At 53.6% G+C, this 14,098-nt stretch carries 5 protein-coding genes; 2 read left to right on the top strand and 3 right to left on the bottom strand.

Annotated elements, in window-relative coordinates; translation table 11 throughout:
* Positions 1 to 46: 46 nt before the first annotated feature.
* On the bottom strand, positions 47 to 3,841 hold the full coding sequence (locus tag B7989_RS13615) for a fibro-slime domain-containing protein (protein ID WP_233144436.1): 3,795 nt from the start codon (positions 3,839 to 3,841) through the stop codon (positions 47 to 49).
* Positions 3,842 to 4,088: 247 nt separating this feature from the next.
* Positions 4,089 to 7,967, bottom strand: coding sequence for a fibro-slime domain-containing protein (locus B7989_RS13610; RefSeq protein WP_158212932.1), 3,879 nt, complete (start codon positions 7,965 to 7,967; stop codon positions 4,089 to 4,091).
* Positions 7,968 to 8,236: 269 nt separating this feature from the next.
* On the opposite strand from B7989_RS13610, the gene pta reads away from it, so the two are divergent.
* Complete coding sequence (gene pta, locus B7989_RS13605; RefSeq protein ID WP_088629010.1) at positions 8,237 to 9,625, top strand: phosphate acetyltransferase; 1,389 nt, start codon at positions 8,237 to 8,239, stop codon at positions 9,623 to 9,625.
* A gap of 183 nt (positions 9,626 to 9,808) precedes the next feature.
* Here pta and B7989_RS13600 read toward each other — a convergent pair whose 3' ends face one another.
* A complete protein-coding gene (locus tag B7989_RS13600; RefSeq protein WP_088629009.1) occupies positions 9,809 to 11,344 on the bottom strand; it encodes an Rne/Rng family ribonuclease in 1,536 nt (511 codons plus the stop codon).
* Positions 11,345 to 11,600: 256 nt separating this feature from the next.
* Here B7989_RS13600 and B7989_RS13595 point away from each other — a divergent pair, with 256 nt between their 5' ends.
* Complete coding sequence (locus B7989_RS13595; protein ID WP_088629008.1) at positions 11,601 to 14,057, top strand: SpoIIE family protein phosphatase; 2,457 nt, start codon at positions 11,601 to 11,603, stop codon at positions 14,055 to 14,057.
* Positions 14,058 to 14,098 lie beyond the last annotated feature (41 nt).

The raw sequence follows: 14,098 nt of genomic DNA, 5'->3' as shown, positions 1-14,098 counted from the left end.
AAGGCGCGGTCTTCTTTTTTTGCCGAGAGAGTTCCCTAGACCGGGTTTAGAACCCGAGGTCAAGTGCGTTTGCCTTGCCGCGGCGCACACCCCACAGGAAGTCCTGCGTGCGGTCTACCACGGTCTTGCTGCCGACCTTGATGCGGTATGCAAGTCTTGCAATGTACACGCCGGTCGAAACCAGTCTGCCGTTCTTGGCGCGCATGTTCCAAGCGAGGAACAGCTTGCCGTTGTTTTCGAGGCAGGTTCCCTGGCCGTGGTCCTTGAACACGTCGTCGTTGCAAGTAATCACGTTAGAGTAGCTGTTCACGAATTCGCCGAGGCTAGAGTAGTAGGTAGCTTCGTAGCGAAGTTCCGTACTCTGGGCGACCGCTTCCACGATTTCCTGAATGTCCCTTTCGCTTCCGCTGTTGTACTTGCTGACATTCTTGGAATCGATCATGTGATTCTTGTAGGCGTCAACAATGACCGGGTCAAGGTCGAATTTCTTCTTGGCGTCGTCAATCGACATCTGGCCTGCATCGACGGCGGCAATAATCTGTTCGATCGAGTAAGACTGCGTAGCGCCGGTTGCCTGGTCAACGACAATCACCTTGTCTTCGAAATTCTGGACGGCGTTCTTGATGCCTTCGATTTCGTTTTCAACCAGTTCGGCCATGTTCAAGTCACCCAAGAAGTGACCCTGCGTGCCGTAAGCGGCTGCGGCCTGTTCTGCGTTGAGAATCGAGGGATCCTGAATCACCTTCGGCACGGTTGCAGATTCGCTCGTGATAATCGTCTTTGCACTGTCGTAAGAGGCTGAACCAGGGTCAACCTTCACGACACCCGGGCTGGTCACATTCACCTTCTGTTCGCCGGTAATGCGTACCCACGGGTTGTTTGCGTGCGGACCTACATTCACCATGTCCAGAGCGAAAGCGGCGCTCATTGTCGGAGCGAAACGCACGGAGTCGCCCACGGCCGGAATAAAGTCGTTATCGTTCCCCTTCGGGAAGATGAGCGTCCACTGGTTCGGAGCAGTCGCAGAGATATCACTTGCAGACTTGACGGCAGTGCTCATGATTCCGTTATTCCATACGTGGAAATTAAAGATGTCAGAAGTCTTTTCCTTATTCTGAATGGCTTCGCTGAAGCTGAGTTCAAGCTGCGTGTTACCATCCTTCATGTAAGAAACTTCAGCCTTGGTGACGATAGGTCCGATCTGGTCTTGCAGTGCGCCATCTGCCGGGAACACGGAGCGCTTGCCGTTATCGGTATAGGTGTACCAGACCTTCACAAGGCCGGTGTACACCTTACCGGTGGAGTCACCCGTAAAGATGGCGCTGTTGAAGCCGGTGCCATTGGCAACGATAGAAGCTTCGGTGGAACCGTCCCTGTAATTAGCCTTGTAGGCGTTGCTGAATCTTGCGTTCTTGGCGGAGTTGAAGATGAACTTGACGGAGTCCAGCGCATTCTTGCCACCGAGCGTGCCATCAAACTTCATCCAGATACTGTCGCCGCGGCCATCGCCGTCGCGGTCAAAGATTTGCGCAAGCTCGATCTGCGGTACCGGCGGCAACTGGAAGTTGATGCTGTTCCAGATTGCGGTGTTACCCGAAGCCTGGCCCTTCACATACAGGGCGCCGCCCCAAAGTTCACCCACGGCCTTCACGTAGAACGAACCCTTGCCGTTTACGAGCTTGACTTCGGTAATCGGGTTACCCAGCGAGTCGCAAGGAATCAAGGCGGCATCGTTGGTGGTCGGATAAACGACATCGTCGTTGGCCCAGTCTTCGGCGTACTGCACGTAGACCTTGTAAGACTGGCCCACCCACATCACAACATTCTTGTTCATGTTGAGCGGCAGGGAATCGCTACGAACGGTAGAACCGAGGACCTTGCCAGTGGAGTCGGTGTACACGATGTTCGGCAATGCGTAGGCGCCCACCACAAAGTACACGTCCTTGTACTGGGTGTTGTCGGAGCGGAGCGTTACGCGCAGGTAGTACGTGCCCGGAGCAAGTCCGCGGTTATCCTTGATAGATTCCTTGTCGATTCTAAAGGTATCGAATTCCTTGTTCACGGTAATACCGCCGAACCACATGCCGGCCGTATCGAGTTCTACACCGTTAGAGGGCAGGTTGCCGCCGAACAGCGTAAAGATGGAGGAACCGCGTTCCAGCGTGAGTTCCTTTTCGCCTTCGGTAAAGTCGCAGGCGAGCTTGTTCTTGCGGATCTTCTGCCAGACTTCCCTGTCGATCACGGACGGGTCGTTGGTCGGGTTCTTGAGCATGATGCTAGCTTCGGTCTTGAGGTCGATCGAAGTGTGCATACGGAAGTTCGAAGAACTGGTATGGCGTTCAGCGTAGAAAATATGGAAGGGATAGGTTTCACCCGGAGTAAGGCCGAGAGTATCCAAATCTACGGCGCCTGCCACCTGAGCGTGCTGACCGCCAATGTCCACCACCAGCTTGTTGTTAATGAACACCCACACGTCATCATCGCCCAGGAAGTCGAAGTACTGGCCCGGAATGTATTCGAACGTGGCGTGTACCTTCATGGTAAAGCCGAAGTTGTGACGCTTGTTGTCGCTACCGCCAGTCAACTGGTCGAAATAGGGGTTCGGAATGGTACCGGCTTCGTCGAGGTACTGGAAATCGTCGAGCAGGAACATGCCGCCCCTGTTGGCTTCGTTACCCTTGGAAATTGCATCCTTCGAAATTTCGGCCAGCCAGAAGCCCTCTTTATCCATAGAGATGTAGAGGTCGCGGCAAGTCATGTTGGTGAGCTTGTTGCCCTGGGCATCGACTGCCAAGGATTCCGGCACAAACCAGTAGGCCAAATGATCGGTAATCTTGCAGTTTTCGGGGAACGGAGTTGCCGGAACCGGGACGCCGTTTGCACCGAGCTGGGTGTCCACCATGCCACGCATGGGGCTAGCGCTACATCCGCCAGAACCGAAGTCCGCACTGATTCCGTTAGCAGGGTCTCCGTTACGTCCTTCCCTGTCGGTATCGCCCTTGCTGCCGTGCAGCCAGTCGAACATCATGACCGGGAGTTTCTTGACCGGGCAGTCGCCCAAAATGCCGGCGGGGTGTTCTGCGTAAACACCGGGTTCGCCTTCCTGGTTGCCCTTGACCCAAACGGTATCGCTGAGGGCGGCCACGGAGTCGAGCTTGATTTCGGTTGCAATGGTGGGTTCAGTAGCCGTAAGACCATTCGCACCGACAAAGTTGCCGCCGATGGTCTGCTTAAAGTAAACTCCAAAGTTTTCGGCGGGGACCTTGACAGCCGCAATGAACCATCCGCAATAGTTGTCCAGCGGAATCATGGCCGTGGGGGCGCCGTCTACATACACCTGCGCGTTGGTGTTGGTCCAAGGCGTAAAGAAGGCGATAACCTTCATGCCTTCGCCAACGGTGACATCGCCACCGGGATTGCCACCCGGATTGTCTTCTCCCGGGTTGCCCGGATTATCGCCGCCCGGAACGCCCGGATTAACGCCGGGGCCAGTGGGAGTACGGCCACTGGTGAACGACCAAGTCCCATCGTTCGAAACGGTGATTCTTGCCTGCTGGGAAGTCGGAAACAAGTCGCTAAACGACACGCCGTCTTGAATCAGGTGGGTCTGGCAGGCTTCGTCGGTATAGACGTTGAGTTCGTAGTTCGGCAAATCCCTGCGGCTATTAATGTTGAATCTCAGGTCTCTAGAGAGCCTAGCACATTCTTTAGCCCACGTACCATCGGAATTGTCGTAAATAGCGTAGTAAAGGTCGCCTTCAAAAGTAGTTGTAAGCGTATACGTCGCCGCGAAAGTCGCGGGGACAAGCAAAGCGAGCAACTGAGTTGCTCTCTTGAACATATTACACCTCATCCACATCTCCTAGGGCCATAGGCCTAACTGTACGTACTTTTTACAATATTGTATTGTAGAAATAAATTTTTTTTTCAAAAAAATCAACTGGACGAGAACAGAAAAGGGTTAATTCTGATTAACAATCGTGTAAACGGCATATTTTGGGGGTAAAATTCCCGAAAAAGACGGCGATTTTTTTTGAGAACAAAAAAACGCCCTTTCGGGCGTTTTCCAAAAAATTTGCGATTTTAGCCTAAATTCCGAGGTCGATGGCGTTCACCTGGCCGCGGCGCACACCCCACAGGAAGTCCTGGGTGCGGTCGGTAATGACCTTGGTGTTCACCTTGATACGGAACTTGAGGCGGGCGATGTAGACACCCGTTGCCGCCAGGCGACCGCTATCCGAACGCATATTCCAGGCCAAGAAGAGTCTGCCGTTGTTTTCGAGGCAGTTCTTGGAACCGTTGGCCTTGAAGATGTCGTCGTTGCAGGTAATGGTGCCCGAATGGCTGTTCACGTAGTGACCCAGGCTCGAATAGTAGATCGATTCGTAGCGCAGTTCGGTCTTGTCGGCAACAGAGCTTACGATCTTCTGGACATCGGCCGGAGTGCCGCTCTGGTAGTTCTTCAAGTTTTCCTTGTTCAACAGGCCGTTTTCGTAAGCATCTACGATGACCGGGTTCAGGTCGAACTTCTTCTGGGCATCCTTGATCGACATTTCGCCGGATTCCACCTTGGCAATGACTTCTTCGATGGTGTAGGTGCGCGGGATGACACCTTCCTTTTCGGCGGCCTTGGCTTCGTCCTTGTTGACGAGCTTGCCGTTGTCCGGATTCTGGACGGCCTTCACGATTTCGGCGATTTCGTTTTCCACGAGTTCAGCCATGTCGAGGTCCCCCAGGTAATGGCCCTGCGTGCCGTATTCGGCGGCCACCTGTTCGGCGGTCAGCACAGTTTCGCCACCCACCAGCTTGGGCACGGTCGCTTCTTCGCTCCGGATAATGGCGCGGGCGCTGTCGAAGGTTTCGGATTCCGTCGAGAGGCTTACCACCTTCGGGCTGGTCACGGTCACCTTCTGTTCGCCGGTAATGCGAATCCAGGGGTTCAGTTCATGCGGGCCAACGTCTACGAGGTCAAGCGCCATACCGAGCTGGGACGGCGGCATAAAGCGCACGGAGTCGCCCACGGCAGGCACCACGTCGGTATCGAGGCCCTTCGGGAAAATCAGCTTCCATTCGTTTTCGGGAGTGGTCAAGATATCGCTTGCGCTCTTGACGGCGCTGTCTTGCACGTTGTTTTTCCAGCAGTGGAAGCGGAAGAATTCGGTGTTCGCGTCGGTGCCGTTAATGCCTTCGCTGAATTCAAGAGCAAGCTGGGTGTTGCCGTCCTTCAGGTACTTGACTTCGGCAGCGACAATGACAGGGCCAACCTTGTCGGTGAGCGAGCCGTCTACCGGGAATATGGCGGGCTTGCCGTCGTCGCCGGTATAGGTGTACCAGATGTTGACCAGGCTGAACAAGTCGCTATTGTTCGTCCTGCGGCCAGTAAAGATAGACGGTTCGAAGCTAGAGCCTTCAGCGGAAAGCGAAATGGAAATATCGCCGACCTTGTAATTGCTGATCTTGTAGGCAACCTTGGTCTTCTTGTAGTCTTCGTTTTCTTCCTGGAAGATATACTTGACCGAGTCGATGACCGTGCGGTTGTCAATCGCCTTGTTCAGCTTGATCCAAATGCTGTCGGCGCGTCCGTCACCGGTGCGGTCGTAAATGTAGGCGGCTTCGATCTGCGGTACCGGCGGTACTGCAATATTGATCTTGGTCCAGTGAATTTCCTTGTTCTTGGCGCCGGCCGTAGTCAAGGTAAGCACGCCGTCGACCACTTCGTCGGTGGCCTTCACGTAGAAGCTTGCGCGGCCTTCCATCAACACGATTTCGGTAATGGGCTTGCCCGTCGAATCGCAAATGGTCAGGTTCGGAGTCGAGGCCTTGACTTGCACCGCGATGCCGCTATAGATGGAGGCCCATTCTTCGGCATACATGATGTGCACGGGGTAAGAGCGGCCAGCCCACATCTTTTCGGTCTTGTCCAAGTTGATGGGCAGGGAATCGCTCGACACGTCGCGGCTGACTTCGTTACCGAAGGCGCTCCAGTATTCCGTGAAATTAATCGTATCTTGCGTATCGAAGTCTACGATAAAGTAGGTGGAATCCTTGACGCTTGCAAACGCGAGGTTCGGCAGTTCGTAAGGTTCGATGGTAAACGGAATATCCTTGTAGTCATCCGGGTTGCTCTTGAGGCGCACGCGGACGTAATAGTTTCCCGGCGGCAGGGCCTGGGCCTTGGTGATAGCCTTGGTATCGATGGTAATCTTGGTAAAGTCATCGCTCACCGTGATGCCGCTGTAGTAGGCGGAATCAAGCGTCTTGAGGGCGATACCGTTCTTGTCGAGGCTCTTGCCGTAAAGGGTAAAGTTAGACGGACCGCGTTCGGTGTGCTGCTTTTCGGGGCTCGTGGAGAAGTCGCAAGCGAGAACCGTTTCGCGCACGATCTGCCACACTTCCTTGATAATCAACTTCGGGTCGTCCGAAAGGTCGGTGAGGAACATGCTGGCTTCGGCCTTCAAGTCCATGGAAGTGCGCATCTTGAAATTCGATTCGTTGCGGTGACGTTCGGCGTAGAAGATGTGGAAGGAATACGTTTCGCCCGGAATTAACTTGTCTGCAGGATTGTTCTTGCCGATGGTATCGAGCTTGACCTTGCCTTCGATCTGCGTGTGCTGACCGCCGATGTCCACCACCAGCTTGTTGTTGATGAACACCCACACGTCGTCGTCACCCAGGAATTCAAAGTACTGGCCAGGCACGTATTCGAAGGTGGCCTGGATCTTCATGGTAAAGCCGTAGTTGTGGCGACCGATAGTCGAATCGCCCAGGATGCTGTCGTACATGGGGTTCGGGACAGTGCCAGCTTCGTCGAGGAACTGGAAGTCATCCAGGAAGAACAGACCCTTTTCGGGGCTTTCCTTGTTCTTCTGGCCAAACCAGAAACCGTCGTCAGTGAGCGAGAGTTCGAGGTCGCGGCAGGTGGCGTTAGTGTAGCTATTGCCGGCGGCGTCGGTTGCTACGACTTCGGGCAAGAACCAGTTGCCGAGGTGTTCGGTCGTCTTACAGTTGCTCGGGAAATTCGAAGCAGGAACAGGAACGCCGTTGGGGCCCAGTTCTCGTTCGACCATGTTCCTCATGACCTGGTGGCCGTTATCGTTCTTACAGCCACCCGTACCGAAGTCCTGACTCGTGGTGCCGGCCTGGGCCTTGGTGTTTTCTTCGTCGGAGCCTGGACCGTGCAGCCAGTCGAACATCATGACCGGAAGCTTCTTGATGGGGCAGTCGCCGAGTTCGCCAGGGAATTCCGTATAGAGTTCCGGTTCGCTGTACTTGGAACCCACAATCCAGACGGTGTCGGAAATTTGCAGCAGGGAATCCAGCTTGATTTCCTGTTCCACGGGAATTTCTTCCTTGGAGGCGCCTTCGGCACCGATATGCAAGTCACCGATGGTTTGCTTGAATGACACGTAGGCGTCTTTGGGGGTCAGTACGGCGCGATATTCGAACCAACCGCAGTAGGGGCTACCCACCGGAGTGGTATAGTCGGCCTTGCCGTTCAGCATAATGACCACACCCGTATTGCTCCACGGGGCGAGGAAACGGATCGTCTTCTTGGCCGGTTCCACAATGACCGGCTTGGTTGTTGTCTTGGTCAACGTACCGTCGGGGTTAATCTGGAGCCAGACCTGGAAAACCTGTTGGCTGTCGACGCCGTTCTTGTACTCGGGGAACAGTTCGGCGAGGAAGGGTTCATTGCCTTCGTTCAGGTACGAGGCACAGGAGTCCTTGCCTTCGGCGCAGAAAGAGCCGAAGCGCAACTGGCGCACGTCTTCTCTACCCTGTCGGTCGGAACCTTCAAGACGCTCCTGAGTGAAGCAGACTTTAAACGTACCGTCGTCTTCTTTGCTCAGTTGTTTATACTTGAAATTGGCTTCGTTATCAGCGTAGAAAAGGTTATTGCCATCGTATATAACATGGGCTATGGCTACACAGTCCTGCGCAAATGTGTTAACAACTAAAAGGGTCAAGCACAATGCTAAACCCCGGAAAAAGTTTTTGCACTTCATCCGTTCTCTCCATAAATGTCCCACACACAAGAGACAACCGGAGTAAATAATAGTTTATTTTGCGCTATATTAAAGCAAACAATACTTTACTATGTAGGGCTTTTATAGCAAAAAGGAGAGTTATGGAGAGAATTCCAATAAAAACCCCTAAATAAATACAAAATGGGAGGCCTGCGGGGTATCAAAATCCTAATTTTTAGGAGGAATTTACAAATCAACAGGAGTTTTTTATGAATCGAGTGTATCTGGTTGCCTCCGCCAATATGGAAGCCAAGGTCAAAGAAGTCATGGATGCAGTTGCAGGTGCCGGCCTGATCGGTGCCACCTACAAGCCCTGCGTGAACGGTGCCGAAGCCGCCAAGGAACTGAAGGCCCACAATTCCGCCGTGCTTATGGAAAAGATCGCAGCCGATTTTCTTTCGCAGGACTTTGATTCCGTGGATGCCGTAGTGGTCGAAGGTGCCCAGGGTATGAGCGACGTGATGGCCCAGAAGTACAACGACTCTCTGGCTACCGCCCTCGATGCAAAGATTTATTCCGACAACGAAGACGCCGACCTGTTCTGCCCCAAGCGCCTGCTCGCCTGCTGCAAGTGCCTCGCTGCAGACCTTGCCGCCGAACCGGCCGAACGCAAGACCAGCCAGGCCATGTTCCGCGCAGGCCTCCTCCTGAAGGCATCCAAGGCCAAGAAGCGCATCGTGCTCCCTGAAGGTTCTGAACCGCGTACCGTGCAGGCCGCGAAGCTCGTGATTGACCGCGGCATCGCAGTACCCGTGCTCATCGGCAAGAAGGACGAGATCCTTGCCGTCGCCAAGGAACAGGGTGTCGCGCTCCCGGCTGATATCGAAATTATTGAACCATCTGCAGAACTTGCCGAAAAGTACGTGCCGACACTCGTGGAACTCCGCAAATCCAAGGGCATGACCGAAGACCAGGCCCGCGCAGCACTCGCCGACAACGTAATGCTTGGTACCATGATGCTTAAGATGGGCGAAGTCGATGGCCTTGTTTCTGGCGCCATCCATTCTACCGCCGACACCTTGCGCCCCGCATTGCAGGTAATCAAGTGCGCTCCGGGTGTGAAGTCCGTGAGCTCCGTGTTCTTCATGTGCATGCCGGACAAGACTTACATTTACGGCGACTGCGCTATTAACCTGAACCCGACTGCCGAAGAACTCGCCGGCATCGCTCAGCAGTGCGACGACACCGCGAAGGCCTTCGGCCTCCCGAGCCGTGTCGCCCTCCTCAGCTACAGCACCATGAACAGCGGCAAGGGCCCGGATGCAGACCTGGTTCGCGAAGCGACCAAGATCGTGAAGGAAGCCCGCCCCGAAATGCTCGTGGATGGCCCGCTGCAGTACGACGCCGCGACCGTGCCGAGCGTCGGTTCCCTCAAGGCCCCAGGCAGCACCGTCGCCGGCAAGGCAACCGTGTTCGTGTTCCCGAGCCTTTCTGCCGGTAACATCGGCTACAAGGCCGTGCAGCGCAGTGCCCACGGCACCATCGCCATTGGCCCGATGCTTCAGGGTTTGGCCAAGCCGGTGAACGACTTGAGCCGCGGCGCCCTCGTGGAAGATATCGTTTACACGATCGCTTTGACCGCTGTCCAAGCTAATTAGACCATTCGGCTCTATCGCATTTACAAGAATGTGATATCGCCTCACTCTCGCAATCGCGACCCGTTAACACCGGGTCGCTTTTTGCTCACGGTAATCTTAATTCCGGTCCAAATTCATTAATTTATACAAAATAGGGTCGCACCTTGAAGGTGCGGCCCTGTTTTAATTTCGCGACACGCAGAATTACACGAACTTGTAGAGGTCGGTAATATCTTCGTTGTTCTTGTCGTAGAACCAGAACTGGTTGATGTGGGCGTGTTCGTCTTCGACCAGGCTGATGCTCATGCCATGCTTGTATTCCAAGTAGTTGAACATGCGGTTGTGGTCCTTGCAGAGCACGTCGATCACCTGGGCGCTTACCACGAGGGTCACTTCGCGGAGCTTGCCCTTGGCCTTGGCGCGAGCCATCCAGCGGTCGATCATGCCGAGCGTGGATTCGAGCGTTGCAATGCGACCATCGCCGTCGCAAACCGGGCAGCGTTCGGTCTTTTCGGTCATCAGGTTCACGCGGACGCGCTTACGGGTGACTTCCATAAGGCCAAACTGGCTGATGGGAGCGGGGCTGATCGGGGCCTTGTCGCGGCGGATTGCCTTGCGGAATTCCTGGTAGACCTTTTCGTTGTCTTCTTCGGATTCCATATCGATAAAGTCGATAATGATCAGGCCACCCACGTCGCGCAGACGAAGTTGCTTTGCAATTTCGTAGCAGGCGTCGATGTTGGTTTCGAGAATGATCTTACCCTGGTCCTTGCCGTGCACCTTCGGTCCGGTGTTCACGTCGATAGACACCAAAGCTTCGGTCTGTTCAATCACGAGGTTGCCACCACGCGGAAGCGGTACCTGACGCTGCAGGGAACGTGCGTAGTCGTTTTCGATCTTGAAGTATTCAAACAGGCTTTCGTTGGAACTCCAGAGCTTCACCTTGTCGAGCTTGTCCGGCGAGAGCACCTTGAGGTATTCGCGCAGGGCAAAGTATTCGTCGCGGTTGTCGATATACACATAGTCGGTGTTATCGCTGAAGTATTCGCGAACGGTCTGTTCAATAGAATCGGATTCTTCGTAGATGCAGGTTTCGGCAGGCTGGTTTTCGAAGTTGTACTTCGTCTGTTCCCACTTGCTTTCGAGTTCGCGCATCTGCTTGTTGATTTCGAATTCGGATTCGTTCAGACCGTTGGTACGAACGATATAGCCCACGTCGCGACCCTTGAGGCGGCGGACCACCTTCTTGAATTCGCGGCGCTTGGCCGGGTCGCGTTCACGCTTGGAGACACCAATGAAGTTGGTGCCCGGCATGCACACGAGGAAACGACCTGCAAAGCTCAGGTGAGTGGTCAGACGAGCACCCTTGGTGCTAATCGGTTCCTTGACCACCTGAACCATGATTTCCTGGCCTTCTTGCAGGATTTCATCAATCGAGACTTCCTTGGAAGAACCGCCCTCGTCATCGTCGTCGCCATATTCGCGGCGGAGAAGTTCGTTTCTGTCCATGGCGTCTTCTTGATGCAAAAAGCCTGCCTTTTCAAGGCCAATATCAATGAACGCAGCCTTGAGTGCCGGAAGCACCTTCTGGACCACGCCCTTATAAATATTGCCCAGAACTCGGTTAGAAGAAACACCCTCGACGACAAGTTCAACGAGTTCGCCGTCTTCCATGATGGCGATACGTTTTTCGTAAGGGGTCTTACTAATCAAAATTCCGCGCTTGCACTTATTTGCCATTAAAGCTCCTAAAAGTAAGCAAAACTTGTTGGACGTCCCTAAGAAGCATTCCAAAAGTATGGACGCTTCCGAACCCACGTGCTTCTCTTACGGAAAGTACCGCATTTCCACAGCGTAAAGTCTAGGGAACATAAATATAATAAGTCCGTATTCATATTCCGGATTTCGAAAAATGAAAATAGGCGGAATTTCAAGAAAAAAAGGCAAAAAAGACAGAAAATTACATATATTTTAAACAATAAGAAGAGAGGAATATATGGGATTTAATTTCCGCGGGCTCGCTTTTAAGCAGTCCTTGATGATTCTCGCGGCTATTACAGTCGTGTTCGGCCTGATTTTTGGCATCATGAGTTACAAGACTCAGAACATGCTAAACAAGATGACTGTCGAAAATGGTGAAGAAACCAGCCGTGCGAACGTGAACTACATCGACAAGCTCTTTAACGCGGGCAAGGTCATTGGCGACGACCTGTCGCACAAACTGACCGATCACCCCATGACCAAAAGCGACATGGACGACTTTTTGCTGCAGTCGCTCTTTAACGCCCGCAACCTGGTGCCCCAAGTGGTCGCTGTGGTAGTCGCCTACGAACCGGGAATGGGCCCCGAAAACACAGAAGGCGAATACATGCGACTCGCCCGCTTTGACCACGTTGATACCAAGCTTGTATCTGGTGCGAACTACCAGGACAAGGAATGGTACTACAGCGTAAGAGACGGCAAGACCGCCCGCTGGCAGGAACCGTTCATCGGTGAATTTGTCCCGGAACCGATTGCAGTCTATACCGTTCCCCTTTTCAAAAAAGACAAGAATGGCGAAGACGTGCTAGTCGGCGTGCTTGCCGTTGACATGTCCATCGAATTCCTGAAAGAAGAAATCGGATCGATTCCTGTTTCGAACTCCGGATACGCCTTGGTTACCACCGCCAAGAACTTGGCTGTGGCGTACCCCAAGGAACTTGCCCAAGGAAAAAGAAACCGCGACATTATTGTCAAAGAAAAACGAGGCAACAGCTTAACCAATTTTGACCGCAAGGGTCGTGACAGTAGCGGCCTGTTTATCGGTACGGTTGCCGGCGGCGAAGAATCTGCCATTTACTACACCACGATCCATTCGACCAACTGGACGTTCATGGTCGTGTGGCCGATCCAGAAATACCTGGAAGACCAGAGCGCCATGCGCAGGCTGTTCTTGATGATGGCTCTCGGCGGATACGGCGTAATACTCGTAATTATCTTGCTGATTTCGTTCCGCGTGGCAAAGCCGCTCAAGGACTTGACCATTGCGGCCCGCAAGCTCGGGCGCGGAAACTTCGACGTGGCGATTCCGAAAATCACGGGTCATGACGAAGTGGCCGAATTCGCGTGGGCGTTCTCGCACATGCTCACCGAAATCAAGGAAAACATCGAAAAGCAGAAGGACATGAAGCGTATCGAGCGCGAACTCGACCTTGCCCGAAACATTCAGCTTTCGATGCTGCCCGGCGAAGAACGCGACGAAAATTCTGACGATGACCGCCACGAACTCGCACCGTTCCTGCTGCCCGCCAAGGAAGTGGGTGGCGACTTCTACGACTTCTTCAAGATCGACAACGATCATTTGTGTGTAGTGATCGGCGACGTGTCCGGCAAGGGCGTTGCCGCCGCCTTGTTCATGATGGTTGCACGCATTATCTTGCGCACCATGACCAAGAACCTGAAGTCGGTCTGCGATGCGTTCAGCAAGACCAACTACGCTCTTGCCAAGCGCAACCGCCTGAACATGTTCGTAACCGTGTGGGCAGGCATTATCGACCTGCGCACGGGCCATATCGACTTTGCCTCGGCTGGCCACAACCCGCCCGTGGTACGACACAAAGACGGCTCTACCGAATTTATTCCGAGCAAGTCGAGCGTAGTCATGGCCGCCATGGAAAATACGGTTTACAAGCAGCAGACTTACGACCTCAAGCCGGGCGACACGCTGTTCCTTTACACCGACGGCGTCACCGAAGCAACCAACAGCGAGAACAAACTGTTCGGAGACGACAGGCTCCTCGCAGTCATTCGTAAAGGTGGCGAACTGAGCCCCGCCGACACCTGCGACCTGGTCAAGAAAGAAATCGACAACTTTGTACAAGACGTTCCGCAATTCGACGACATCACCATGCTTGCCGTCAGGTTCAACGGAATCGACGAACCGGTGTGGGAGCGCTACGAAAAAACTATCGATGTTTCCGATAACGGCAAGAGCCACGCACTCAAGTCGTTTGTCGAAGACATCCTTACACCAATGGATGGAGCAAAGAAGATGCAGATGCAAGACGCTTGGGAGCGTTATGAAAAAATTGTGGACGTGATTCCTGAAAACCAAGACATCTTGACGGCATTCGTCGAAGGTATCTTGGCCCCGATGGAAGGTTCCATGAAGTCGCAGATGCAAATCAACATCGCGATCGACGAAATCTACAGCAATATCGTGAAGTTCTCGGGAGCAACCGAAGTGACATTGATTGTAGAAATCCGCAAGGCGACGCTTTCGGCAAGACTCACCTTTATCGACAATGGTAAACCTTACGACCCGATCAAGCAGGCCGACCCCGACATTACGTTGCCGGCCGAAGAACGCGAAGTCGGCGGTCTTGGAATATTCATTGTGAAAAAGACCATGGACAGCGTTTGTTACCGCAGAAACGGCGACAAGAACGAACTGGCTATCACCAAGACCTTGTAAAGTCTTGTAAACTTTTATAAATTTAAGAGAAAGAGGGAAAA

Origin of the sequence: Fibrobacter sp. UWB5, assembly GCF_002210295.1 — a bacterium.
Lineage (GTDB): Bacteria > Fibrobacterota > Fibrobacteria > Fibrobacterales > Fibrobacteraceae > Fibrobacter.
Note: the sequence above shows the minus strand (reverse complement) of the source record. Positions and strands in the feature narration are given on the sequence as shown.

Excerpts from the sequence above, each read along its gene's own strand:
- B7989_RS13595 (WP_088629008.1), top strand. The coding sequence starts at position 11,601 with ATGGGATTTAATTTCCGCGGGCTCGCTTTTAAGCAGTCCTTGATGATT.
- pta (WP_088629010.1), top strand. The coding sequence starts at position 8,237 with ATGAATCGAGTGTATCTGGTTGCCTCCGCCAATATGGAAGCCAAGGTC.
- B7989_RS13615 (WP_233144436.1), bottom strand. The coding sequence starts at position 3,841 with ATGTTCAAGAGAGCAACTCAGTTGCTCGCTTTGCTTGTCCCCGCGACT.
- B7989_RS13600 (WP_088629009.1), bottom strand. The coding sequence starts at position 11,344 with ATGGCAAATAAGTGCAAGCGCGGAATTTTGATTAGTAAGACCCCTTAC.